The sequence below is a fragment of the Terrirhizobium terrae genome (assembly GCF_030323265.1).
GTDB lineage: Bacteria > Pseudomonadota > Alphaproteobacteria > Rhizobiales > Rhizobiaceae > Neorhizobium.
In genome coordinates this window covers 361,764-386,339 of the sequence record NZ_CP104992.1, presented here as the reverse complement: position 1 = coordinate 386,339, position 24,576 = coordinate 361,764, and the positions used below count along the sequence as shown (strand labels likewise).

The 24,576-nt window shown below is 60.6% G+C and carries 22 protein-coding genes and 4 pseudogenes; 16 read left to right on the top strand and 10 right to left on the bottom strand.

The annotated features are described in order from the left end of the window. Positions 1-68: 68 nt before the first annotated feature. Both N7E02_RS09960 and N7E02_RS09955 read right to left on the bottom strand, forming a co-directional pair. Positions 69-287 carry a tautomerase family protein gene (locus tag N7E02_RS09960; RefSeq protein WP_286581736.1) on the bottom strand — a complete coding sequence of 73 codons (219 nt, stop codon included), beginning with the start codon at positions 285-287 and terminating at the stop codon, positions 69-71. Positions 288-309: 22 nt separating this feature from the next. After that, positions 310-1,050, bottom strand: coding sequence for an SDR family oxidoreductase (locus N7E02_RS09955; RefSeq protein ID WP_286581735.1), 741 nt, complete (start codon positions 1,048-1,050; stop codon positions 310-312). Between the two features lie 101 nt (positions 1,051-1,151). Between N7E02_RS09955 and N7E02_RS09950 the strand changes: the two genes are divergently transcribed. From N7E02_RS09950 to N7E02_RS09940, 3 genes and pseudogenes are all read left to right on the top strand, one after another. Further along, complete coding sequence (locus N7E02_RS09950) at positions 1,152-2,045, top strand: LysR substrate-binding domain-containing protein (protein WP_286581734.1); 894 nt, start codon at positions 1,152-1,154, stop codon at positions 2,043-2,045. Between the two features lie 78 nt (positions 2,046-2,123). Beyond that, a pseudogene (locus tag N7E02_RS09945) lies at positions 2,124-3,145 on the top strand (serine hydrolase domain-containing protein). A 98-nt stretch (positions 3,146-3,243) separates the two neighbouring features. Next, a complete protein-coding gene (locus N7E02_RS09940) occupies positions 3,244-4,527 on the top strand; it encodes a GGDEF domain-containing protein (protein ID WP_286581733.1) in 1,284 nt (427 codons plus the stop codon). Positions 4,528-5,178: 651 nt separating this feature from the next. Here the strand turns inward: N7E02_RS09940 and N7E02_RS09935 are convergent. From N7E02_RS09935 to N7E02_RS09915, 5 genes and pseudogenes are all read right to left on the bottom strand, one after another. Beyond that, positions 5,179-6,164 (bottom strand): annotated as a pseudogene (locus tag N7E02_RS09935) (WD40 repeat domain-containing protein). Between the two features lie 111 nt (positions 6,165-6,275). Continuing rightward, positions 6,276-7,394 (bottom strand): CobW family GTP-binding protein, encoded by a 1,119-nt coding sequence (locus N7E02_RS09930; RefSeq protein WP_286581732.1) that lies wholly within the window; start codon positions 7,392-7,394, stop codon positions 6,276-6,278. 121 nt (positions 7,395-7,515) lie between these two features. Further along, positions 7,516-7,914, bottom strand: a complete 399-nt coding sequence (locus N7E02_RS09925) for a type II toxin-antitoxin system VapC family toxin (protein WP_286581731.1) — start codon at positions 7,912-7,914, stop codon at positions 7,516-7,518. After that, positions 7,911-8,168, bottom strand: coding sequence for a type II toxin-antitoxin system Phd/YefM family antitoxin (locus N7E02_RS09920; protein WP_286581730.1), 258 nt, complete (start codon positions 8,166-8,168; stop codon positions 7,911-7,913). The genes N7E02_RS09925 and N7E02_RS09920 overlap by 4 nt, the downstream gene beginning before the upstream one ends. 59 nt (positions 8,169-8,227) lie before the next feature. Beyond that, positions 8,228-9,019, bottom strand: coding sequence for a creatininase family protein (locus tag N7E02_RS09915; protein WP_286581729.1), 792 nt, complete (start codon positions 9,017-9,019; stop codon positions 8,228-8,230). Positions 9,020-9,102: 83 nt separating this feature from the next. Here N7E02_RS09915 and N7E02_RS09910 point away from each other — a divergent pair, with 83 nt between their 5' ends. The 4 genes from N7E02_RS09910 to N7E02_RS09895 all read left to right on the top strand — a co-directional run bounded on the left by N7E02_RS09910 (position 9,103) and on the right by N7E02_RS09895 (position 12,398). Further along, positions 9,103-9,597: a MarR family winged helix-turn-helix transcriptional regulator gene (locus N7E02_RS09910; protein WP_286581728.1), complete on the top strand. Its 495-nt coding sequence runs from the start codon at positions 9,103-9,105 to the stop codon at positions 9,595-9,597. A gap of 116 nt (positions 9,598-9,713) precedes the next feature. Beyond that, complete coding sequence (locus tag N7E02_RS09905) at positions 9,714-10,739, top strand: LacI family DNA-binding transcriptional regulator (protein WP_286581727.1); 1,026 nt, start codon at positions 9,714-9,716, stop codon at positions 10,737-10,739. A gap of 53 nt (positions 10,740-10,792) precedes the next feature. Then, a complete protein-coding gene (locus tag N7E02_RS09900; RefSeq protein WP_286581726.1) occupies positions 10,793-11,758 on the top strand; it encodes a 2-hydroxyacid dehydrogenase in 966 nt (321 codons plus the stop codon). A 64-nt stretch (positions 11,759-11,822) separates the two neighbouring features. Further along, the gene (locus N7E02_RS09895; protein WP_286581724.1) at positions 11,823-12,398 is read left to right on the top strand and encodes a cupredoxin domain-containing protein; all 576 of its coding nucleotides are present in this window, start codon (positions 11,823-11,825) and stop codon (positions 12,396-12,398) included. A gap of 15 nt (positions 12,399-12,413) precedes the next feature. Here the strand turns inward: N7E02_RS09895 and N7E02_RS09890 are convergent, their stop codons facing one another. Beyond that, positions 12,414-13,217 carry a gamma-glutamyl-gamma-aminobutyrate hydrolase family protein gene (locus N7E02_RS09890; RefSeq protein WP_286581722.1) on the bottom strand — a complete coding sequence of 268 codons (804 nt, stop codon included), beginning with the start codon at positions 13,215-13,217 and terminating at the stop codon, positions 12,414-12,416. Between the two features lie 305 nt (positions 13,218-13,522). Between N7E02_RS09890 and N7E02_RS09885 the strand changes: the two genes are divergently transcribed. Then, positions 13,523-14,629 (top strand): TRAP transporter substrate-binding protein, encoded by a 1,107-nt coding sequence (locus N7E02_RS09885; protein WP_286581720.1) that lies wholly within the window; start codon positions 13,523-13,525, stop codon positions 14,627-14,629. A 109-nt stretch (positions 14,630-14,738) separates the two neighbouring features. On the opposite strand, the gene N7E02_RS09880 is transcribed toward N7E02_RS09885, so the two are convergent. Continuing rightward, positions 14,739-16,244, bottom strand: coding sequence for a TRAP transporter large permease (locus N7E02_RS09880; RefSeq protein ID WP_286581719.1), 1,506 nt, complete (start codon positions 16,242-16,244; stop codon positions 14,739-14,741). Between the two features lie 22 nt (positions 16,245-16,266). Next, complete coding sequence (locus N7E02_RS09875; protein WP_286581717.1) at positions 16,267-16,806, bottom strand: TRAP transporter small permease subunit; 540 nt, start codon at positions 16,804-16,806, stop codon at positions 16,267-16,269. 327 nt (positions 16,807-17,133) lie between these two features. Between N7E02_RS09875 and N7E02_RS30035 the strand changes: the two are divergent. The 8 genes and pseudogenes from N7E02_RS30035 to N7E02_RS09830 all read left to right on the top strand — a co-directional run. After that, positions 17,134-19,351: pseudogene (locus N7E02_RS30035) on the top strand (putative bifunctional diguanylate cyclase/phosphodiesterase); the annotation flags it as partial. 246 nt (positions 19,352-19,597) lie between these two features. Further along, positions 19,598-20,357 (top strand): annotated as a pseudogene (locus N7E02_RS09860) (N-acyl amino acid synthase FeeM domain-containing protein). 179 nt (positions 20,358-20,536) lie between these two features. Next, a complete protein-coding gene (locus tag N7E02_RS09855) occupies positions 20,537-20,761 on the top strand; it encodes an aa3-type cytochrome c oxidase subunit IV (protein WP_286583747.1) in 225 nt (74 codons plus the stop codon). 78 nt (positions 20,762-20,839) lie between these two features. After that, positions 20,840-22,135, top strand: a complete 1,296-nt coding sequence (locus N7E02_RS09850) for a Re/Si-specific NAD(P)(+) transhydrogenase subunit alpha (RefSeq protein ID WP_286581713.1) — start codon at positions 20,840-20,842, stop codon at positions 22,133-22,135. Then, on the top strand, positions 22,125-22,523 hold the full coding sequence (locus N7E02_RS09845; RefSeq protein ID WP_286581711.1) for a proton-translocating transhydrogenase family protein: 399 nt from the start codon (positions 22,125-22,127) through the stop codon (positions 22,521-22,523). Before N7E02_RS09850 ends, N7E02_RS09845 begins: the two co-directional genes overlap by 11 nt. A gap of 3 nt (positions 22,524-22,526) precedes the next feature. Beyond that, positions 22,527-23,927 carry an NAD(P)(+) transhydrogenase (Re/Si-specific) subunit beta gene (locus N7E02_RS09840; protein WP_286581710.1) on the top strand — a complete coding sequence of 467 codons (1,401 nt, stop codon included), beginning with the start codon at positions 22,527-22,529 and terminating at the stop codon, positions 23,925-23,927. An 89-nt stretch (positions 23,928-24,016) separates the two neighbouring features. Then, on the top strand, positions 24,017-24,283 hold the full coding sequence (locus N7E02_RS09835) for a ribbon-helix-helix domain-containing protein (protein WP_286581708.1): 267 nt from the start codon (positions 24,017-24,019) through the stop codon (positions 24,281-24,283). Further along, positions 24,249-24,569, top strand: a complete 321-nt coding sequence (locus tag N7E02_RS09830) for a type II toxin-antitoxin system RelE/ParE family toxin (protein WP_286581706.1) — start codon at positions 24,249-24,251, stop codon at positions 24,567-24,569. Before N7E02_RS09835 ends, N7E02_RS09830 begins: the two co-directional genes overlap by 35 nt. Positions 24,570-24,576 lie beyond the last annotated feature (7 nt).

The following is a 24,576-nucleotide window of genomic DNA, read 5'->3' as shown; positions in this document are numbered from 1 at the left end:
CAATACGAAGAAAGCCGCTTCGGCGAAGCGGCTTTCTGGATATCGGGCTGAAGATGTCTTCGGACGGTCTACGCGCCCTGGGGTACTCGGAAAGCGTCCGGGATCACGAAGACCTCGTCGGCACGGCCATAGCCGCCATCCCTGACTTCCTCGATCAGCACCATCGTATGGGGCCGGGCAGCCTCGGTGAGATATTCGACCAGCATGTCGGTTGTCCGATGCATGATCTCTTCCTTCTGCGCTCTGGTCAGCGCACCTTCCGGCGTCTTGATATTGACGAAGGGCATTGGTCTTCCTTTCCGTCCGCTTTCAGATGAGGCCGCCATTGGCGCGCAGGGTCTGGCCGTTCACCCAGCCGCCGTCAGGACCGGCGATGAACGAGACGACAGAGGCGATGTCCTCCGGCTGGCCGAGGCGTCCGAGTGGAATATTCCTGACGATCGCCTGCACGACCTCTTCGGACTTGCCCTGCATGAACAGTTCCGTTTCGACAGGGCCGGGGGCGACTGTGTTGACGGTGATCTTGCGCTTGGCGAGTTCTCGCGATGCGATGAGCGTCATGCCTTCGACGCCCGCCTTGCTGGCGACATAGGAGCCATAACCCGGCCCTTGCACGCCCACCGTGCTGGACGAGAAGTTGATGATGCGGCCGCCGTCACGCAGGCGCTTGCCACCCTCCCGGATGCCGTAGAATGTGCCGGTCAGGTTGAGGGCGATCTGCCGTTCGAAATCGGCGTCACTTGTTTCCGTAAGCGGCGCAAGCTTCATCATGCCGGCATTGTTGGCAATCACGTCGGCGCCGCCGAAATTCTCTTCGGCTGCATCGAACAGGGCGGAGACGCCGGATGAGGTGCCGATATCGGCCCTGACCGCGACAGCCTTGCCGCCGCTGCTTTCGATTTCGGCTACGACTTCATCCGCCGCGTCCTTGCTGGACGAGTAGTTGACCACGACGGCCATGCCGTCTCTGGCAAGGCGAAGGGCAATCGCCCGGCCAATGCCCTTGGAAGCCCCGGTCACGATGGCAACGCGTTGTTTGGTATCGGTCATGTCAGCTCTCCTTGTTTCCTGTCTTCTAAGATACGTCTACATCTGCCGAGAACAATGGCTTTCAATTGACATGACAATTTGTGTGTGATGAACAATTCCCTATGGATAGACTGATGCGCATGCAGCTCTTCGTCCGGGTGGTCGAACGCGGCAGTTTTCTCGCTGCGGCGGCCGACCTCGGGCTCGCCCGCTCCACGGCCACGCAGGCCATCAAGGCGCTGGAGGCCGATGTCGGCTCGCGCCTTCTGGAGCGCACAACTCGCCATGTCGCAGTCACGCTCGACGGTCGCGCATTCTACCAACGCTGCCTTTCCATCCTTGCCGACGTGGACGAGGCCGAGACGATATTTCGCGATGCCAAGCCCCAGGGGATATTGCGGATCGACGCCCATCCGGTCATGACGCAGACCTTTCTTCTGCCAGGCTTGGCTGAATTTCTTGAGCGCTACCCGCTGCTGGATGTCCAGTTCGGCCAAGGTGATCGCTATGTCGATCTGGTGCGCGAGGGTGTTGATTGCGTTATCCGTGCCGGCGAGTCGAGTGACAGCTCACTCATCACGCGCAAGCTCGGCGAGATCAGAGAGATGACCTGCGCCAGCCCGGCTTATATCGAGAGACACGGCATGCCGCAGTCGCCGGATGATCTGGAAGGGCATATGGCTGTCGGCTTCATCTCCTCGCGTACCGGGCAGATCATGCCGCTCGAGTTCATGATGGGCAAGGAGGTGCGCTATGTCAGTCTACCGGCCCGGGTCACGGCGAACAATTCCGATACGACGATAGAGCTGGCACGTCGCGGGTTCGGGCTGATGCAGGCACCGCGCTATCATCTGCAGGAGCTCGTGGACGAGGGCTCGCTCGTCGAGGTGCTGGAGGATTTTCCGCCTCCTCCGACGCCGGTATCGCTCTACTATCCGCAGAACCGGCAGCTCTCGCCCCGCGTGCGGGTGTTCATCGATTGGGCGGTCGGGATCTTTTCCGCCGCCGACCTCTGATCTCACATGCCATCATTTCCGCGTGAATCCGGCGCTCCTGCCATATTCCTGCGCAGGGTCGCGCCCTAGCTTGAAGGCATGATCACCCGCCGCTCCCTCATTGCCGCCACGCCGTTCCTTTTGCCCGCCTCCAAGGCATTCTCGCAGCAACTGCCCGTGCCGCAGCCGCCCTCCACCCTGAACACCGTGTTCGATCGCGCCGCCGGGCTCGAGCCGCTCAAGGTCGTGCTCGCGTATCGCAATGGCGAGACGCTGGCGGAACGCGCCTTTAACGGCAATTCACTGAACGCCTCGACCAATATCAAGTCGGCGTCGAAGTCGATCATCTCGTGCCTCGTCGGGATTGCTATCGACCGCAAGCTGCTTGAAGGTGCGGACCAGAAGATCGCGCCGATCCTCAGGACGGACCTGCCGCGCAATCCGGATCCGCGCATCAACGACATCACGATCGGCAATCTTCTGTCGATGCAGTCCGGGCTCTCGCGCATGTCTGGACCGAATTACGGGCGCTGGGTGGCGAGTTCCAACTGGGTGCGTTTCGCTCTGTCGGAACCACTTGACGGAGAGCCGGGGGCTCGATGCTCTACTCGACCGCGTCGACCCACCTTCTGTCGGCGATCCTGACGCGCGTCGGCAAGAAATCGACGCTGGCGCTTGCGAGGGACTGGCTGGCGCCTGTCGACGGTTTCCGCATCGGCGCCTGGGAACGCGATCCGCAGGGCATCTATCTCGGCGGAAACCAGATGGCGATGACGGCGCGGTCACTGCTTGCCTTCGGCGAACTCTACCGTAATGGCGGTAAGAGTTCGGACGGAACGCAGGTCGTCTCCCGATCGTGGATCGATCAATCCTGGACGCCCAGAACCAACTCGCGCTTTTCCGGCGATGGCTACGGCTATGGCTGGTTCCTGCGGCAGATCGGTGGAGAAGAGGTGCGGTTCGGCTGGGGTTATGGCGGCCAGATGATCTATATCGTGCCGTCGCTGGGGCTGACGGTTGCGATGACGTCGAACGAAAGCGGTCCGTCGGCGCGTAACGGTTATCGCGACCAGTTGCACGATCTTCTGGCAGACATTATCGGCGTCGTCCGATCGGCATGATATGCCGGTTCTAAAAGTGGTATACCTAAAATCGTCGCTGCGATTAACATGCTTTAGAAAGTAACGACGTGTCATGTTTTCTCCGCTTGGGGACGACAATGACTTTCGATCTCAGAACCATCTATGCGATGACAGCCTTGGCCTGTCTGGTATTGGGCCTGTTGCAGGCGACCGTCTTTATGTCGGGTCGGTTCGACCGATGGCTGGCGTGGTGGAGCCTCAGCAACATCATTCTCGGCGTGGGAAATTTCTGCATTGGCCTGCGCGGCTATGCTTCCGATCTCATCACCATCCATCTGGGAAACCTGCTGATCATTGCGGGCTGTGCCCTGATGCCGGCGGCAATGCGTATGTTTGCCGGGCGACCGGTCGATCTCGTTCGTTGCGGCATTCTCGTCCTGCTTCTCGACCTTCCCATGCTCTTTGCCTTTCCGGACGCCGATCTGGCACAGGAGCGGGTGGTCTATGGCTCGCTGCTCTCCTGCCTGCTTGATCTCGCGGTCGCCTACGAGGCGATGCGCCTCTACCGCGACGAAGGGCTTTATACCGCTCGCCTGACGGCAGGCCTGTTTCTGACGACCGCCGTTCTCTATGTGGTGCGTGCCGCATCCGGGGCCTCCGGCCTGTTCGGCGATCACGGCCTCTTCGAGGCAGGAAGCAGCAACCATGCGGTACTCGGTCTCCTTGCCATGGTCTTCCTTGCTTTGCGCGGGATGCTCATCGTCCTGATGGCGGCGGAGCGCTCTGCCAATCAGTTGCAGGAGGCCGCGCATCACGACCCACTTACTGGTGTGCTGAACCGGAGCGGCCTTCTCAGCGCGCTCATGCAGGAGAATAAACAGGGGCAGCGGCAGCGCATGGCGGCGCTGCTTGTCGATCTCGACCATTTCAAGCAACTGAACGACAGCGGCGGCCATGCGCTCGGCGATCGGATCCTCTGCCTGTTTGCCGATTGCGCGCGCGATGCGGTGGGCCGCGACGGTCTCGTCGCCCGCCATGGCGGCGATGAATTCGTCGTTATGCTGAGAAACCGGTCGATCGCTGAAGCTCAGGCGCTTGGTGAGCATTTGCGCGCGGTCTTTGGTCGGGCTGTGGCGTCGTCGGGTATCGCAACAGAGGTTCGCCCGACGCTCAGCATTGGTGTGTCGGCCGAGATGGATGCGGAGGAGCCACTCGATACGCTGCTTCATCGGGCCGATCATGCGCTCTATCGTGTCAAACGGCGCGGGCGCGATGGTGTCGAAGCCTATGAAGGCCAGTCCGAGCTTCATGCCACGGGGACGATCTCGGTGGATCGCATAAAAAATATCGTTAAAAATGAAGGCTCTGACACTTTGGTGCCACCGCTTTCATCCCCGTCGCAAGCAGTCGGCCTAAGCTGATCGCGTCATCGGGAGGGAGCCGGGTCGCGAACCGGATGCCCACGGAAAATGATCCGGCCCCCGGTGATGGTCGCGAAAAGCGGGAGAGCGTCGTCGGGACGTAATCCGGCGTGGCGGATGTCGCAAGTGGAACCTGCGGCATCATCCACGAAACGCTTGAAACGATCGGGCAGGCAGAAACGCCTGACACCACTACCACCCATATCGCACTGCCTGCCCACCCACTTTTCCAGCCGTGACGGGACCGCCCGCTACGGGTGCTCGTGCTGCGTGCGGTTCAGGAGCCTGTGGAGAAATCATAGAGCTTTATTCAAAGCCGATCTATTAGCGTTAATTCTTCAATATATTTCGCTAATCCACTTGCATCATTGATTGCTAATATTAGATCTCAACGCGTACCGGTTGTGTTGGTCGACTTGCATCAAGGACCAACACAAACCGCTCTCGTCATCGCCATACCACCCGATGCCGCCGTCTCATGGACGCCGACAAGCGGGATCGTGCGGCAAGTCGAGAGGAAATCGTCCGGTGCCAAATCGGCTTCGGGCACGGCTGCGGCCCGTTTCAAAGAAAACGGCCGCCGTTCAGGTCCCGGAGGGTGGGTGGGGGTAGTATGGAGCCTCCACCCATACCCTTCGCGGGCAATTCGGATCAGGCACTGATATCGATGACGCCGCAATCGCCGGCTTCGGAGGAGAAGGCAAGCAGCTTGCCGCTGGCGCTCCAGCTCATGCCGGTAATCGCGCCCTTGCCGGGGCGGCGCAGCAAAGCCTCCTTGGAGTCGGCAATGCGGACGCCCAAAATCATGCCGTCGATGAAACCGATGGCGAGCACTTCTTCAGCCGGATGGAAAGCGACTTGGGTGACCATGATATTGGCGCGGGTGCCGAGCTCCAGTGGTGCCTTGCCCATCGGGCCGTCCTTCGAGGAGAAGGGCCAGACGATGGCGGCCGGCGCACCGGAGGAGGCGAGCCACTTGCCCTTTACCGACCACGACAGCGACTTCACCTTGGCCGGATAGCCGGTCATGCGCATGTGGCGGCTTTCGCCGGCCTTGCCGTCGAGCTTCCACCCGTGCAGCGCGTTTTCCTGCATCATGGTGACGAGGAAGCGGCCGTCTGGCGAGAAGGTCACGCCGGTATGCGCGCCCTTCCAGTCGAGATCGACCGCAGGCGCGTTTGTGCCGACCCAGTGCAGCGACACACCGTTATAACGAGCGGCCGCGATGCGGAGCCCCTTGGTGGCGAAGGCAAGTCCTTCGACGCTGCGCTCTTCGGTAAACTCCTTCACCGTGCCGTCGTTCAGGCGCACAACGCTTGTCTTTCCGACGGCATAGGCGACGGCATTCTGCGGCCCCCGGCGACGACGGAAATCCACTTGCGCGGCGCTTCTGCGAGCAGCGTCGTGCTGCCGTCGTGGCCGATGCGCTGGACCTTGCCATCCTCGCCGCCGGAAATCAGCGTGGCACTGAACGGGTCGCGGATGCAGGTCAGCAGGCCCTGATGCGCCTCGATAACCTTCTCGCCGCCATCGAGCCGGTGGATGGTGCCGGCAGCGGTGGCGAAGACGGGGATTTCGCCGAGGAAATGGGTGGAGACGACGTGGCCGTCGATATCAAGTGGTGCAACTGTCGGCATCAGGCGGCCATCGCTTCGGGCATGTTATCATCCATATGGTTTTCGGGCGCCGTTTCCGACGCCCGCTTATCGATGTTCTTAATGTTGCGGCTCAAGGTCAAGCCGGTATCGTCATGCAGATGCCGGGGCCTTCGCCTGGCAGGCGAAGAAGCTCTGCTCGATCTTGGCGAAGTCGAGATCGCGACCGATGAAGACGAGGCGGCTTTCGCGCTTCTCGCCATCCTTCCACGGGCGCTGATGATCGCCTTCGACGATCATGTGCACGCCCTGGACCACGTAACGCTCCTCATCGCCGGCAAAGGCGATGATGCCCTTCAGGCGCAGGATGTTCGGGCCTTCGGTCTGGGTGATCTTCTGGATCCAGGGGAAGAAGCGTTCCGGGTTCATCTCGCCGCCGCGCAGCGAGATCGACTTCACGGTGATGTCGTGGATCGGCGACATCGCATCATGATGGCCATGGTGATGGTCGTGATCGTGATCATGATGGTGGTGATCGTGCCCATGATGGTGATGGTGGTCGTGATCGCAGTCCGGGCCGCAAACATGGTCGTCATGATCGTGGTCGAGGAAATGCGGGTCGTTTTCCAGCGCCCGTTCCAGGTTGAAGGCGCCCTGATCGAGCACGCGAGCAAGATCGACACCAGAACGGCTGGTCTTATAGATGCGGGCGGTCGGGTTGATGGCGCGCACGATATCCTCGACCACGGCCAGTTCTTCCGGGGTGACGAGGTCGGTCTTGTTGACGAGCACGACATCGGCAAACGCGATCTGGTCCTCGGCTTCGCGACTATCCTTCAGGCGCAGCGGCAGGTGCTTGGCATCGACAAGCGCGACGACGGCATCGAGTTCCGTCTTGGCGCGGACGTCGTCATCCATGAAGAAGGTCTGAGCGACCGGGACGGGATCGGCGAGGCCGGTCGTCTCAACGATGATGCCGTCGAAACGGCCGGGGCGGCGCATCAGGCCTTCGACGACACGGATCAGGTCGCCGCGAACGGTGCAGCAGACGCAGCCGTTGTTCATCTCGTAGATCTCTTCGTCCGACTCGACGATCAGGTCGTTGTCGATGCCGATCTCGCCGAATTCGTTGACGATGACGGCGTATTTCTTGCCGTGGCTTTCGGAGAGGATGCGGTTGAGAAGCGTCGTCTTGCCGGCGCCGAGATAACCGGTCAGCACGGTGACAGGAATGGGCTTTGCTGCTGCAGCTTCGGTGGTTTGTTCGGTCATAGGAAAACCTCGAAGGTTAAGGACTTGCGCCGGCCTGAAGGCAAGCCGAGGCCAAATTCGTCCGCTTCATATAAGGGCAAGGCGTGACGAGTTCAAAGGGTTTCGATGTTATGAAATCACATCAGGTGGTGGAGGCTGAGATTGCCGGGGTTAGATCCGTCTGCGTGAAATCGTCGCCGACATAGAGGAGTGGACATTCGAACTCCTTTGCGGTGGCGTAGGCGAAGCAATCGCCGAAATTGAGGGCGGCCTTGTGGAAGCCTTTGCCCCATTGAGCATAAGCCGAAGCTGCTCTTTCCGCTCTGATCTCATCGAGCGCAACCACCGTCAACGGAAGCTGGTCCACCAAGGCCGTGAAGCCGGGCAAACAATTCTTGCCACGTGCAACGATGAGTGCTTCGGTGAGGGTTGCCGCGTTGATATAAACTTGTGTTTCAATCGCCAGAACCTCCCTACAGGAAATCGCCGCCGGCTCGTTATTCACGATCGCAATCAAGGCTGACGTATCGATGACGATCATTTGGGGAGGCCGTCATCACCGTAAAGAAAATCCTGGCTGCGCGCGGCTGACACGTTTTCGAGCACAGGGGCGGGGGCCATGGCTCGGATCTCGTCGATAAGGGCCCGCCTTTGTTCAGAAGACAATGCGGGTCTCAGCGGAACGATCTGCGCAACTTTTTGACCGCGACGCGTCAACACGACCTCCTCGCCAGCCTCTGCGCGGTGAAGCAGCTCGGTCAAGCTCGCCTTGGCATCACTTACTGAGATTTCCATCAATGTTTTCTCTCATGGTCCAAATAGCTGGTCCAATATAGTCGTTGTAAAGCGAATTCTCAATCCAATGTGGCGATGTCAAACCGCGCCACATCCTCCAGCAATTCGACAATCCCCTTCACCGCATGGGCCACCAGCCGCTCACCCCGTTCTGCCGTCGCGACCGACGCGTCACCGGCCACGCCCTTGTCGTTCAGGTCCGACATCTTCCAACCAAAGGCGTGGGGGCCATAGGCGCGCAGGTGCTTGAAGTCTTGGGCGAAGTTCGACTGGCGAGACGAAAAGGCTTCGGCCTTCGTCATGTCGACGCGGTCCGGCCAGAGCGCCAGCATGACGGACGTCTCTATGTCGCCGCCATGGATATCGATCGCCTTGTCCTCCGGCGTGATCCAGCCTTCCGGCTGGCCGAAGCGGGTCCAACTGGTGGCGACGGCAAGCATGTTGAAACGCACACGTGCCTCGGTCGCGACGATCGTCAGCAGTGGCGAGTTGCCGCCATGGGCGTTGAGCATGACGAATTTGCGGATGCCCTGACGATGCAGGTCCCCAGCAATGCCGAGCCAGCGGTTGACCGCTTCATCGAACGAAAGGGTGCGGGTGCCCTCCACATCCATGTGCTCGATCGAATAGCCGACCGGTTCGACCGGCAGGACGGTGACAGGCAGGTCTGCGTGTAGGGCGGCGGTGAGTCGCGCCACAAGACCTTCGGCAATCAGCGTATCGGTCTCGAAAGGCAGGTGGGGACCGTGCTGTTCGTGCGCACCGAGCGGCAGAACGGCAATCCAGTCGCGTCTTTCTGTGGACGCAAGTGTCGGATCATTGTCACAAAAGCGAGGGCGGGGATGCGACATCTGGCGGTGGTTTCCCGGTTTGGTTATGGATAGCGCGCACCCAATATAGTGGTCACCTTCACGAGGCAAAGCGGGCAGAACCGATGAGCAAGAAAAAGGGCGACAAGAAATCCAAGTCCGGCAAGAAGAAAGAGCTCGCCGCTCTTTCCGCTGTCGACCTCGCGCCGGCCATTACCCAGGCGGCCCGTTCGGTCCGCACAGCGCTCAGTCGCAACATGTCGGACAGCGGACTTTACGCCGGCCAGGACGGCGTCATCCTGGCGCTTGCCGAAGATGACGGTCAGACGCCGGGCCAGCTTGCGCTGCGCCTCGGCGTCAAGGCGCCGACCATGACGCGCACGATCGGGCGCATGGAGGCCCAGGGCTTCGTCGAGCGTCGCGCCGATGGCCATGATGGCCGTCTGACCAAGGTCCACCTGACCGAAAGCGGCCAGCGCAGTGTCGGATCCATCGGCCAGTCGGTTGCCGATTGCGGCGCGCTTGCCGTGAAGGGGTTTTCCGAAAAGGAAGTCCGCACACTCCTCAAGCTGCTCCGCGCCGTCGAACAGAACCTTCAGCCGGATGGTGACGAGGACTGATCGGCGGCATCCTCGATGAATGCTCACCTCGCTATTGTCCTGCCGAATTAAATTGTTTATTTAAAATTTAATTCGGCAGACTGGCACAAAACCGGTCTGCGTGACGGCGAGGGGATATGGCTCAGAAAATCAAGCTTTCGACAATTGCCGACAGCCTTGGCCTGTCGACGGCAACGATTTCGCTGGCATTGCGCGACAGCCCGCTGGTCGCTGTCGATACGCGGGAGAAGATCAAGGAACAGGCGCGGGCGCTCGGCTATATCTACAACCGCCGCGCCGCCAGCCTCCGCACCTCCCGCTCCGGCATTATCGGCGTCGTCGTGCATGACGTCATGAACCCGTTCTACGGCGAAATCCTCAAAGCGATCGAAAGCGAGCTCGATCGCAGCAGCCACACCTTCATTCTCTCCAATCACTACGACGCGGTGGAGAAGCAGCGGACCTTTCTGGAGACGCTCCTGCAGCTCGGTGGCGACGGCGTCATCATGTCGCCGGCGATCGGTACGCCGATCGAGGATATAAGGCTCATCGAACAGAACGGCATGCCAGCGGTTCTCGTCGCCCGTACGCTGGATGGCGTCGAGTTGCCGACCTATCGCGGCGATGACAGCTACGGCATTTCGCTTGCCACCAACCACCTGATCGGCCTTGGTCACCGGGTCATCGCGATGATCGGCGGCACCGACCAGACTTCCACCGGTCGTGACCGCTATCAGGGTTATGTCAACGCGCTGCGCAAGGCCAATATCGAGGTCGATCCGAACCTGCGCATCCCTGGCCCCCGCACCATGCAGGGCGGTTTCGAGGCAGCGGTGAATTTCCTGTCCCTGCCGCAGAAGCCGACCGCCGCCGTTTGCTGGAACGATCTTGTCGCCATCGGCCTGATGAACGGTATCGCCCGCGCCGGTCTCATTCCCGGCCAGGATATTTCCGTCACCGGCTACGACGACCTCGAACAGGCTTCGATCTCGACCCCGTCGCTCACGACGGTCTCCAACCAGCAGGCCGATGTCGGGCGGCTCGCAGCCCGTGCGCTTCTCGATCGCCTTGCCGGCAGCCATGAGCCGGACGGAATCCACCTGATCAAGCCGGAAATGCGCATCCGTCAGTCCACCACACCTTACCGGCCGCGATCCTCCTGAAGGCCAGAACTCCCTCTTCGCCCTTCCCATTCCCAAGCGATAGGATTTTCAGCATGACCCAGAACACCGTGACCGTTCTCGTTCCCGGACGCATCCATCCGCGCGTCATGGCGCGGCTCAAGGAAAAATTCGAGGTCGTCACCATGCCGACGCAGGACGGCACGCTGGAATTGGATGACACGACCCTCGCGGCTATCCGCGGGGTGGCCGTCTCCGGCAAGCTCCCGGTCGAGTGGATGGAAAAGCTGCCAAACCTCGAACTCGTCTCGAATTTCGGCGTCGGCTATGACGGCGTGGATGCCAAATACGCTGCCGGTCGCGGTATTGTCGTCAGCCATACGCCTGATGTCCTGAATGACGAAGTGGCGGATACGACGATCGCGCTCCTGCTCAATACGATCCGCCGTCTGCCTGTCGCCGAAGACTGGCTGCGGTCCGGCAAATGGGCATCGGACGGCCCGTTTGCGCTGTCTCCGCTGTCGCTCAAGGGCCGCACCGTCGGCATTCTCGGCCTCGGTCGCATCGGCATCGAGATTGCCCGTCGTCTCGAACCATTCAAGGTCAAGATCGGCTATCACACCCGCAACCAGCGCAGCGACGTCAATTATACCTATTATCCTTCACTGAAGGAGATGGCCGAGCAGGTCGATACGCTGATCTCGATCGTTCCCGGCACGGCCGCGACCCACAAGATCATCAATGCGGAAATCCTCTCGGCACTTGGACCGAACGGCGTATTCATCAATGTCGGACGCGGCACAAGCGTGGATGAACCGGCGCTAGAGGCTGCATTGCGCAACCGCACCATCGCCGCTGCCGGCCTCGACGTCTTTTACCAGGAACCGACCAAGGCCGAGGGCTTTCTCGACCTCGACAATATATCGATGCTGCCGCATGTCGCGTCGGCCTCGGTGCCTACCCGCGACGCAATGGCGGATCTCGTCGTCGACAACCTGATCGGCTGGTTCGACAAGAAGACGGTGCGCACGCCGGTGCCGGAGACGCCAGTTAAGGGGTGAGGGCGCAACGACCATTGCGGGACGCGCCGAGTTCAGAGGGCTGGCGAGAGGCAGAGGAGTTTCAATGGCGAGTGGATTGAGACGCCTCTGTGCGGTGCTGTCTGCGATTGCCTGCCTCGCAATTCCTCTGGTGGCATCAGCCGACAGCGCAATAACGCCAAGGGAAGCCTGCGAGCAGTTTCCACAAGCTGCACGAGCTGACTGCCTCGCCGCCGCCGAGCTGCTGATGGAAGGCTCGCGAGAGTCGGACGTTGCGCTAACGGTTCGTGTCGTGGCTTCAGCCGGAAAGCTGGACTATCAGTACGAGCTCAATGTGCCGAATGAAAATGGGTCTGCTGATTTTCAGGAGTGCACGACGGCCGATATGCTGACTTTGCCGATAGGCGTCCGTGTCAGGCTCCTTCTTACGTCTCGGGATGGTGTCTACAGATGGCGCATTCCGCCGCTCGACATCGCGAGCGATCTCGTTCCCGGCCGTATGAATGAAGTTATGCTGGAGCCCATCGCCAACGACACAGTTATCGAGGGGCGCTTGCTGGATGACGAGAGCGGAATCGAGAGCGGCACGAAGATCCGTATAACCGGCAAGGTTCAAGAAACGACTGGACGTCTGAGCCTTAAGGCGCTTTGCGGTGATTGAGAATCAGCTCGAAACTCAGCGGGCTGCCGACACTGCGCGGACCGGATCTGCCGGTTGCTGCGAGCCGCTCTTCGCGGCAGCATAAGCGCGCACCGCATCGCCGAATGCTTCGAACAGGGCACGCGACGGAGCATCGGTCTCAGCCCAGTATTCCGGATGCCACTGCACGCCGACGGCGAAGTTTTTCGCGTCGATGACCGAGACCGCCTCGACTGTGCCGTCTTCGGCACGGGCTTCCACCTGCAGGCGCGGAGCGGTCTCGGAGATTGCCTGGCGGTGCAGGGAATTGACCTGCACGGCGCCGGAGGTACCGATATAGCGGGCGATGCAGGAGCCTTCCTCGACAATGACAGGCTGGCGGATGGCGAATTTGCCGTCGCGGTCCGTCACTTCCGGCGAGCGATGATCCCAGTTGCCCGGCAGGTCCTGGATTTCGCTTGCGAGCGTGCCTCCCAGCGCGACGTTCAGCTCCTGGATGCCGCGGCAGATGGCGAGAAGCGGGATGCCGCGTTCAATGGCCTGGCGGATCAGGGGCAGCGAGGTCGCATCGCGACCATGATCGAACGGACCGTCGGCCTCGGTTGCTTCCTTGCCGTAGAGGGAAGGATGGACGTTGCTGAGGGCGCCGGAAATCAATACGCCGTCGACGCGGTCGAGAATGGCGTCGGCTTCGTTGCCGTCCTCGAATGCCGGGACGAGAAAGCTCATCACGTCGGCGACCTTCATCGCGGCCGAGACGTATTGATCGGGTGAGGCATGCCAGACGGCGCCCTCGATCCTGCGGATATCGGCGGGTACGGCGACTACTGATTTGGGCATGGTGCTTCCGGATTGATGGCGGCGCTAGTGCTCTGTTTTGAGCCAAGGGGAGGCAGCAAGTCAAGCGTCGGCCTGTTCTGTCGAGGCGCTGTTCCGGCGCCATCGAAGCAACTGCAGGTGAGTATCGACTATCCGCTGATCTCGAGACGTCGGGATGCAGACGAAAGTCTAATCTCTTCCAGTTGCATCGGTAGCGAGTTTGCCCGGCGGCTCGCTTGTCAGCTTTGTGGCAACATGATTATTTCGTCATCGACGGCCGGAGCATGGGGGATGATCCGGATCTAGTCTTGAATGGGAGGATATTCATGGATCGTCGTCAGTTTTTCAAAAAAGCCGCTGTCGCGGGTGCCGGCGCGGTTGCGGCCGGAACGCTTGCCGCACCGGCCATCGCGCAATCGAACCCGAAGATCACCTGGCGCCTGACCTCGTCGTTTCCGAAGTCGCTCGACACGATCTATGGCGGTGCTGATGACGTGGCCAAGCATGTCGCGGCAGCCACGGACGGCAACTTCACCATCCAGCCGTTTGCCGCAGGCGAGATCGTGCCCGGCCTGCAGGCGCTCGATGCCGTGACCAACGGCACGGTCGAGATGGCGCATACCTGCTCCTATTATTTCGTCGGCAAGGACCCGACCTTCGCCATCGGCAGCGCCATTCCGTTCGGCCTTAACGCGCGTCTGACCAATGCCTGGTTCTACCAGGGCAATGGCAATACGCTGATGAACGAGTTCTTCGCCAAGCATAGTGTCTATGGTCTGCCTGCAGGTAATACGGGCGCACAGATGGGCGGCTGGTTCCGCAAGGAAATCAACACCGTCGACGACTTCAAGGGCGTCAAGATGCGCATCGCCGGCATTGCCGGCAAGGTCCTGGAAAAGCTCGGCGCCGTGCCGCAGCAGATTGCGGGCGGCGATATCTATCCGGCACTGGAAAAGGGCACGATCGACGCGGCCGAGTGGATCGGTCCCTATGACGACTACAAGCTCGGCTTCTACAAGGTGGCCAAGTACTACTACTATCCGGCTTTCTGGGAAGGTGGCCTCGCGATCCATTCGCTGATGAACCTCGAAAAGTGGAACAGCCTGCCGAAGGCCTACCAGGCGGCGCTGACCGATGCCTGTGCCTTCGCCAACACCAACATGATGGCGAAGTACGACCTGAAGAACCCGACGGCGATCAAGCAGATCGTCTCGCAGGGCACGACGCTCAGGCCCTTCAGCCAGGACATTCTTGAGGCCTGCTACAATGCGTCGCTGGAGGTCTATAAGGAGATCTCGGCAACCAATGCCGACTTCAAGAAAATCTACGAGGATCAGGTCGCCTTCAAGAAGGAAGGCTATCTCTGGATGCAGCTGTCGGAATACACGTTCGACACGTTCATGATGATCCAGCAGCGCAACGGCAAGCTGTAGATCCCGATCTCACTGACGACGTTATCAAGCCTCGGAACTCTTGGTTCCGAGGCTTTTCCGTTGCGATTTCCAAACGAAAAGCCCGGCAGGTGCCGGGCTTTTAAATTCCTTAGTTGAACTTCGGCGGCTCGCTGAGGTTCGGCATGGCCGGCTGGGATGGCTGAGCCGGTGCGCCGTCCATCGGCGGCAGGCCGAAATTCGGCATTCCGTTATTGCCGCCGTCATTGCCGAGGCCTGGGCCGAAGCCGGGAACCTCGATCTTGATCGTGTCGAGATCGACATCCGGCGCCTTGTCCAGCCAGTAGGTGACGGATTCGGGCCAGAAGATGATGATTGCGACAAGGATCAACTGCATGCCGAGCCATGGGATGGCGCCGAGATAGATGTCGCGCGTCTTCACCGTCTTCGGAGCGATGGAGCGCAGGTAGAAGAGCGCGAAGCCGAAGGGCGGGTGCATGAAGCTCGTCTGCATGTTGACGCAGAGCAGCACGCCGAACCAGATCAGGTCGATGCCGAGCGACTGGGCGACCGGCGCCAGCATCGGCAGAACGATGAAGGCGATCTCGAAGAAGTCGAGGAAGAAGGCCAGGAAGAAGATGAAGATGTTGACGAAGATCAGGAAGCCGAGCGCGCCGCCTGGAATGTGAGACAGGAGATGCTCGATCCACAGCCCGCCGTCCATGCCCTGGAAGACGAGGCTGAAGCAGGTGGCGCCGACGAGAATGAAGACGACCATGGAGGTGATCGTCATGGTCGAATGCATGGCCTGCTTGATCAGGTCCCAGGTGAGGCGGCGGTGCAGGGCGGCAAGCACCATGGCCCCGACGACGCCGAGCGCGCCTGCTTCCGTCGGCGTGGCAAGGCCCATGAAGAGCGTGCCGAGTACGAGGAAGATCAGCACGATCGAGGGCACCATGCCCCACAAAACCTTGAGCACGAGCGCGCGGTTCAGCTCGCCACGCGCTTCCGGCGGCAGCGGCGGCACGTCCTTCGGACGCACGACCGACAGGACCAGGATGAAGCAGAGGAAGATCAGGACCTGAAGGATCGAGGGGCCGATGGCGCCGAGATACATGTCGCCTACGGAACGGCCGAGCTGGTCGGCGAGAACGATCAGGACCAGCGACGGCGGGATGACCTGAGTGATCGTGCCCGATGCGGCTATGACGCCTGTCGCAAGCCGCGGATTGTAGCCGTATTTCAGCATGATCGGCAGCGAGATCACGCCCATGGTGATGACCGACGCGGCGACCGTGCCGGTGATGGCACCGAGGATTGCGCCAACGATGATGACCGCATAGGCGAGGCCGCCGGGAACGGCGCCGAACAACTTGCCGGTGCCTTCCAGAAGGTCTTCCGCAAGGCCGCAGCGCTCCAGGATGGCTCCCATCAGGGTAAAGAAGGGAATGGCCAGCAGCAGGTCGTTGGAAACGATGCCGAAGATGCGCAGCGGCAGTGCCTGCAGGAAGGCAAAGTCGAAATGGCCTGTGGCGATGCCGAGCAGGCCGAAGAACAGGCCGACTGCCGAAAGCGAGAAGGCGACCGGAAAGCCATAGAGCATGAAGATGATCATGCCGATGAACATGGCTGGTGGCATTATGCCGAATGCAAACATTGTAGTGTCCCCGTTCCTGTCTTTACTGCAGCGGCTTTTCGTAGGTCGTGTCGACCTGGAGCGTGCCGGTGAGGCCGGCGATGCGCTTGATCAGTTCGGACACGCCCTGGAGCGCGAGAAGCAGGAAGCCCGCGACGATGACGAGCTTGATCGGCCAGCGGATCAGGCCGCCGGCATTGGAGGACATTTCGCCCTGCTGCCAGGAGAGCGAGAAGAACGGCCAAGCGAGCCATGCAAGATAGAGGCAGGCGGGAATGAGGAAGACCACGAGGCCGATCGCATCGATCCAGAGCCGGGCGCGGTCCGACACGGCGCCGTAAATCAGGTCGACGCGGACGTGCTCATTCAGGCGCAGCGTATGGGACGCCCCGATCAGCACGACGAAGCCGAAGAGATACCATTGGATCTCCAGCCAGCCGTTGGAGCTGTAGTTGAGAAGATAGCGGATGAGCGCGTTGCCGGCACTGATCAGGCAGCAGGCAAGCACGAGGTAGCCGGAGAATTTTCCCAGCAGCTCGCTGACGCGATCGATCAGACCGCTGAATTTCAACAGTAAACTCATATTTTATAGCTCCCCCGGGCCTCTTTTTCCCACCCGCGTTAGTTTCGCGATGTAAACGAAGGCTCGCCAAAAGGAAAGGCCAATCATCGCCCGAAAGGCTAGTTTTCAAGGGGAACCAGCACCTTTCGCAGCAATTCGGACAGATCGCAAATCGGTAGCAATCACGCCGATGCCGCGCTATCTTGGTTCGATTGCAACCCAATTCCTTTAGATTTCGTTGAACACGTCAGAATAACGCGCCCCCATGATCGCGGGGGCAGGCCGGGAACAATCAATTCTTAAAAGGTTTTCTGCACTGTCGCCGGAAAGCAAAGGGACTGGGACCTCATGAAGGAACCGAACGCGAATTCGCTGCCGACGGATGTCTATCTGTCGTTTGTCAATTCGCTATTTGGAAATCGCGGGACGTTGGTGACCGGCGTGGTGGTCCACGTCGCATGGTGCCTCATCGTCTTCAACAGCACCGGTTCTCTCTTCTATGTAGGGCTGTTGCTCGCCTTCGTCGCCAACTTCGTCTACCGCATCGTCGGTTTCCAGCATTATGACCGGGCCGACAAGCAGGCTCTGACCCGTGAGCAGATTGCCGGCATCGAGCGTGCCTATGTCATCGGCGCGGCCATGACGGCGACCCTCCTCGGCATAGGCAGCGGTTACGCGCTGGTCGTGCTGGAAGACAGCACGGTCGGCATTACCTGCATCGCCATGACGCTCGGCTCGATGATGTCGATCGTCGGGCGAAACTACGGTTCCAGCTATGCGGTGGACACGCAGATCCTCGGATGCTGCGTCCCGATCATCGCCGCCTGCGTCATGACCGGCGAGTGGCATCTGGGACTGATGTCGCTGTTGCTGGTACCGTTCGGACTGACCACCCGGTCGATGGCGCGCGGCGTGCGTGAGTTCCTGTACGAAAACGTCATTGCCTCGCGGGAGATGGCGGCTATCGCCCGTCGTTTCGATACCGCGCTCAAGACCATCGCCCACGGTCTCGTCATGCTCGACAGCAATGGGCATATCCAGGTGATCAACCGCCAGGCGCGCGACCTTCTCGGGATCGACAGCGAAGTTGATGTGCGCGATCGCGAACTTGCCGAACTGCTTGCACGGGATGCAGGCAACGTACCGTCCGGCGCCTTGCGCGAGATCGAACGCTTGGTACAGGGCAAGCTTGCCCGCACCTCGCTGCAAGTCAACGGCGGACGGCATCTCGAGTTCTCGGCGAGCCAGCGCTCCGATGGCGGGGTCGTGTTGATCTTCGAAGATATCAGCGCGCGTGTCGCGGCCGAGCAGAAGATCCTGCATATGGTCCGGTTCGATTCCTGACCGGTCTGCCGAGCCGCGCCTACTTTGGCGAGCTGGCGACTGCTCTCCTGGAAGGAAAGGAGACCCGCTTGCCTGCCTGCTGGTGCTGGACATCGAAGGTTTCAAGCATGTCAACGACATGCGTGGCCATGTCACGGGCGACCGGTTGCTCAGCGCAATTGCAGGACGCGTCCGGTCGCTGACCGATGATAGCTGTGTTGCCGGACGCCTGATCGGCGACGAGTTTGTACTTTTCCTCACCGGCCACGACCGCAATGCGCTTGAGCGGCGCGTCGTGAAACTCCATGCCAAGCTTCAGGGCGGCTACGGCGTGGGCGAACTGCGGCTGCCGGTCTCGGTCAATGGCGGATGCGTGATCGCGGCGGCGAGTGAATTCAGCATGGAGAACTGGCAGATCAGGGCTGATCTGGCGCTCAACGACGCCAAGGCCAAGGGCAACGGCACGCTTACCACGTTCCGGCCCGAGATGGATGCCCGCTATGTGGAAGAGCAGAAGCTACGCACCGACCTGCGCCAGGCAATCGAAGACAGTAGCCTGTTTCTGGTCTATCAGCCCATGTATCGCCCGGACGGTTCGGAAATCGTCTGCTTCGAGGCGCTGGTGCGCTGGAAGCATCCCGAAAAGGGCATGGTCGGGCCGAATATCTTCATTCCCATGGCCGAGGAGATGGGGCTGGTCACGCAGATCACCCGCTTCGTGATCGAGCGAGCGTGCCGGGAATGTGCCTCGTGGCAGCACAAGGTTCCCGTCTCGGTCAATCTTTCAGTCCACGATCTGCAGAATGCGGATATCGTCGGTTTCGTTGCCGAAGAGCTTGCGCGCAACGATCTGGAGCCATCGAGACTGCATCTCGAGGTGACGGAAAGCTGCTTCATGAACGATCCGGGGGCAGTCAGCGCCATTCTGAAGCTGTTCCGCCAGAAGGGCGTGACGATTGCCATTGACGACTTCGGCACCGGCTTCTCCAGCCTCAGCTATCTCAATTCGCTGCCGCTCGATATCGTCAAGATCGACCGCGCCTTCGTGCGTGATATCGGCAACGACCAAAGGCGCCTCAAGCTTCTGCGCGGCATTGTCCACCTGTCGAGGGAGCTTGAGCTTAAGATCGTGATCGAGGGCGTTGAGACGACCGAGCAGCTCGAGCTGATCATAGAACACGACATCGCCGACCTCGTGCAGGGCTATATCTTCTCGCCGCCCGTTCCTGCCGACGCCATCCCCGATCTCGGTGCGAAAGACGTCCTCTCCCCAAAAGCTCGAGTGCCTCCCGCCGTCGGGCAAAAAATCCAGGCACTCGCGCCCTTAGCGCCACCGGCTGATTTTCGGGTGTCCCAGTATTGGGCAGATGTCATGTCCCGGCTGGGGGAATTAACCATATCTCTTTGAAGTTTCTTAAACATAATTTTTGAGATTGCGGTCTGCCCGAAGGTGACGGTTAATCATGGCTTAACAACCATGGATTTCCTCATGTCTATTGATCAATCGATTTCAGACGTGCCTTTTGCTGAGCGGCTGCTGGCCACGCTCGATCACATCGAATACAGGCAGAATCCAAAGTCAGGAGGACTTCGAGGACATCGCGAGACTGCGTTACAAGGCCTACAAGGCGCGTGACGTCTTGCCGGTGGCGGCGAAAAACTTGATCGATGAAGTCGACTTCGATCCGCAAGCCTATGTCTTCGGTGTTTATTACTATGAGCAGCTGGTCAGCACGCTACGTATTCATCACGTGACGCCCGATCATCGTGTCTGCCAGTCGAGTGGCATTTTTCCGGACGCGATCAACGGCTTTCTCGATGCAGGCCTGACGCTGATCGACCCGGCCCGCTTCGCGGTCGATCCGGCACTGACCGCTGAGGCATCGACACTTCCTTACCTGACAGTCAGGCCGACGATCATGGCGGCGATCCATTTCAATGCAGACCGCATGCTGCAGCACATCCGACCCCAGCACGCCGCTTTCTACAGGCGGTTTTTCTATGCGCAGACGGTCGTGCCGCCGACCATGACCAAAACATACGGTTTCGAGCTGACGCTTCTGGCGTCGCCGACGCTCGAACTCAGGGGAAGGCTGATGAAGCGCTTTCCCGTTTTCCAGTCGGAGGCCTATGAGCGGCGCATGATGTTTGCGGATGCCTCCGGACCGGGAATGCCGGCCCTCACGATCCTGCCTTCAGCGAGGATAGCGGGACGACCAAGTTCGCCGGAAATGGCCTTCCTGCAATAGGGCCTGCAATGGCGGCACCTCCACCGCGTCCGCCGGGATGCGGGACAAAGTGCCGCGATTGCGCTTTGCCGACCTTTATGCGACTCATGAGATAGGCTGTGCCGAAACCGGACCAGCCGAAGGAGATGGGTGCCGTCTTCGCAATGAAGACGGTGGTCGATGGTCAATGGGAGGGATTGATGGACGATCATCACAGCGGGCCGGCCGAAGTCGGCGCGGCTATGGATTATTCCGAGCATGAGAAGACCTATGAGCTTTTCCTGGCCGGGGCGAAGTGGGGCACGATGTCTATCATCGTGCTGATGATCGCCATGGCTGCCGGATTTTATGGGGGCGCCGGGCTCATCGGAAGCCTGATCGTGTTCATCGTTCTCAATATTGCAGGTGTCTTTCTGTTGCGCTGAGCCGGCCATGTCGGCTCGCAACGGACGGGATTCTACCTTCTTTTGACTCGGCCTTGTGACTACAGGGGAAGCTAGTCTTTGCAGAAAACCATATTTGTTTCACACGAGGGCTCTTCCGAGCCCCGTGTTTCCGCGTCGCCTGAGAGCGTCAAGCGGCTCTCAAGCCTCGGCTTCTCGATTATCGTCGAGACCGGGGCAGGGCTTTCGTCCGGCATTCCAGACCGTGATTTCGAGGCCGTGGGCGCGAAGATCGGCAAGGCAGGTGATGCCGCCTCCGCAGACATCGTGCTCAGGGTTAATCGACCTGATACGGCGGAACTCAAGGTCTATAAGCCCGACACGGTGGTGTTCGCGGTCATGGACCCCTATGGCAACGAGGCAGCCCTTGCTGCAATGGCCAAGGCAGGGATCAGCGCATTCTCGATGGAATTGATGCCGCGCATCACGCGCGCCCAGTCGATGGATGTGCTTTCCAGCCAGGCGAACCTCGCCGGCTATCGCGCCGTCATCGACGCATCCTACGAATATGGCCGCGCGCTGCCGATGATGATGACTGCCGCAGGCACCGTTCCCGCCGCCAAGGTCTTCGTCATGGGGGCGGGTGTCGCCGGTCTGCAGGCGATCGCCACGGCTCGCCGCCTCGGTGCGGTCGTGACCGCCACCGACGTCCGCCCCGCCGCCAAGGAACAGGTCGCCTCACTCGGCGCCAAGTTCATTGCCGTCGAGGACGAGGAATTCAAGGCGGCGGAAACTGCAGCCGGCTACGCCAAGCCGATGTCGGCCGAGTATCAGGCGAAGCAGGCAGCACTCGTTGCCGACCATATCGCCAAGCAGGACATCGTCATCACCACGGCGCTGATCCCCGGGCGTCCTGCGCCGAAGCTCGTGTCGCGCGCCATGCTGGCGTCGATGAAGCCCGGCTCGGTGGCCGTCGATCTCGCCGTCGAGCGCGGCGGCAATATCGAGGGATCGGAGAAGGGGAATATCGCGACAGTCGAAGGCGTCAGCGTCATCGGTTATGCCAATGTCGCTGGCCGCATCGCGGCCTCGGCTTCGGCTCTCTACGCCCGCAACCTCTTCGCCTTCATCGAAACGATGGTCGACAAGACCACGAAGGAGTTTTCGCTCAATCTCGAGGACGAACTGGTGAAGGCGACGCTGCTTACCCATGGCGGCGCTGTCATCCATCCGACATTCGCCGAGGCGGCTGCTGCTGCGTTAGCGGCCGCACCGGCTGTTGCCGTAAAGGCCAAGCCTGCCGTCGTGGCTGCTACCGCCACCGAAACGGCCGTCAAGCCGGCACCGAAGACCCGCAAGAAGCCTGCTGCGAACAGCTCCGCCGAGCCGAAGAAGGAGAGCTCCGATGACCAATGAAACCATGCAGAAGGCGCTTGATCAGCTGGATCAGGCCGTTGGTGCCGTGATCGCTGCCGCAGAACAGGCGCCCGAGGCCGCGAGTGTCGCAACCGGCGGAGCGATCGATCCCTTCGTCTTCCGATTGGCGATCTTCGTCCTGTCGATCTTCGTCGGCTATTACGTCGTCTGGTCGGTAACGCCGGCGCTGCATACGCCGCTGATGGCCGTCACCAACGCCATTTCGTCGGTCATCGTCGTCGGTGCGCTGCTCGCTGTCGGCATTTCCGCCAGCGGCTTTGCGACCGGCTTCGGCTTCATCGCACTCGTATTGGTGTCCGTGAATATCTTTGGTGGCTTCCTCGTCACCAGCCGCATGCTTGCGATGTACAAGAAGAAAGACCGCTGAGTGATGTCCCAGAATATTGCAGCCTTTCTTTATCTCGTTTCCGGCGTGCTGTTCATCATGGCGCTCCGGGGGCTTTCGCATCCGACGACGTCCCGCAAGGGCAATATCTACGGCATGGTCGGCATGGGTATCGCCATCGGCACGACCCTTCTGCTTGCCCAACCGAGCGTCGGCGGGCTGGCATTGATCATCCTGGCGCTTGCCATCGGCGGCGGCGCCGGTGCCTATATCGCCCGCACCATTCCGATGACGGCCATGCCGCAGCTCGTTGCCGGTTTCCACTCGCTTGTCGGCCTTGCCGCCGTCATGGTGGCGGCCGCCGCGCTCTATGCGCCGCATTCCTTCGGTATCGGCGAGATCGGTGAAATCCACGGCCAGGCGCTCATCGAAATGGCAATCGGTGCCGCGATCGGCGCGGTCACCTTCACCGGCTCGATCATCGCCTTCCTCAAGCTCGACGGACGCATGTCCGGCAAGCCGATCATGCTGCCTTACCGGCATGCGATCAATATCGCGTTGCTCGTTCTGATCGTCGTGTTCATCGTCGGCCTCGTGCAGACGGAGAGCCATCTCGACTTCTGGCTGATCGTGGTGCTCGCCTTTGCGCTGGGCGTCCTGATCATCGTGCCGATCGGCGGCGCGGACATGCCGGTCGTCGTGTCGATGCTGAATTCCTATTCCGGCTGGGCAGCAGCCGGTATCGGCTTCACGCTCGGCAATCTGGCGCTGATCATCACGGGTGCCCTCGTCGGCTCGTCCGGTGCGATCCTCTCCTACATCATGTGCAAGGGCATGAACCGGTCCTTCATCTCCGTCATTCTCGGCGGTTTCGGCGGCGATGCGGGTGCTGCGGCCGCAGATGACGGCGTGCAGCGGACCGTGAAGCAGGGCTCGGCCGACGACGCCGCCTTCCTCATGCAGAATGCCCAGAAGGTCATCATCGTGCCGGGCTACGGTATGGCGGTGGCGCAGGCGCAGCACGCGCTTCGCGAAATGGCCGACGTTCTGAAGGAGCACGGCGTCGAAGTGAAATACGCGATCCATCCGGTCGCGGGCCGCATGCCGGGCCACATGAACGTGCTGCTGGCGGAAGCCAACGTGCCCTATGACGAGGTGTTCGAACTCGAAGACATCAATGCCGAATTCGCCCAGGCGGATGTGGCCTATGTCATCGGCGCCAACGACGTCACCAACCCGTCGGCACGCGACGACAAGACCTCGCCGATCTACGGCATGCCGATCCTCGACGTGGACAAGGCCAAGACCTGCCTCTTCGTCAAGCGCTCGCTCGGCTCCGGCTATGCCGGCATCGACAACACGCTGTTCTACAAGGACGGCACCATGATGTTGCTCGGCGACGCCAAGAAGATGACGGAAGAGATCGTCAAGGCGATGAAGGCCTGAACCTTCAGGATGCGACTGAGAAAGCCCGGCAATGCCGGGCTTTTTTATGAAATAGGATCATGCGATAGTGCAGTTGTCAGGAGATGACCATGGCAAGCATTACGGTTCCGCTTTCAGACGATGTCCAGGACTGGCTCGAGGAGCAAGTTCTCAAAGGCGGCTATGCGAGTGCCGGCGACTATATGGCCGACCTCGTCACGCAGGAGCGGATCGCACAGGGCGAGGAACTGTCACTCGAAGAGGTCCAGTTGCTTGTCCGAACCTCCAGGGCCAGCGGTATCGGCACCAAGACCATGAACGAGTTGTTCGCCGAAGCGCAACGTGCTGCCGACACAAGAAAGCCCAGGCTTGCCTAGATACCGGCTCACTGCGAGAGCCGAGGCGGACGTCGTCAAAATCATTCGCTACGGAATAGAAACGTTCGGCGTGCCGCAGGCACGGCGTTACAATGACGAGTTGACGCGTTGTTTCGAACTGCTGGCTGAGAACCCACATATGGGGCGCCCGGCTTTGGAATTCGGTGATGGTGTCAGACGGCACGGTCACGCTCGCCATGTCGTCCTGTACGAGATTTTCGAGGAGGGCGTATTGGTGCTCCCCGTGATTCACATGCGCAGCCTGATCCGTTTCCTTAAGCCATGAACGTAGC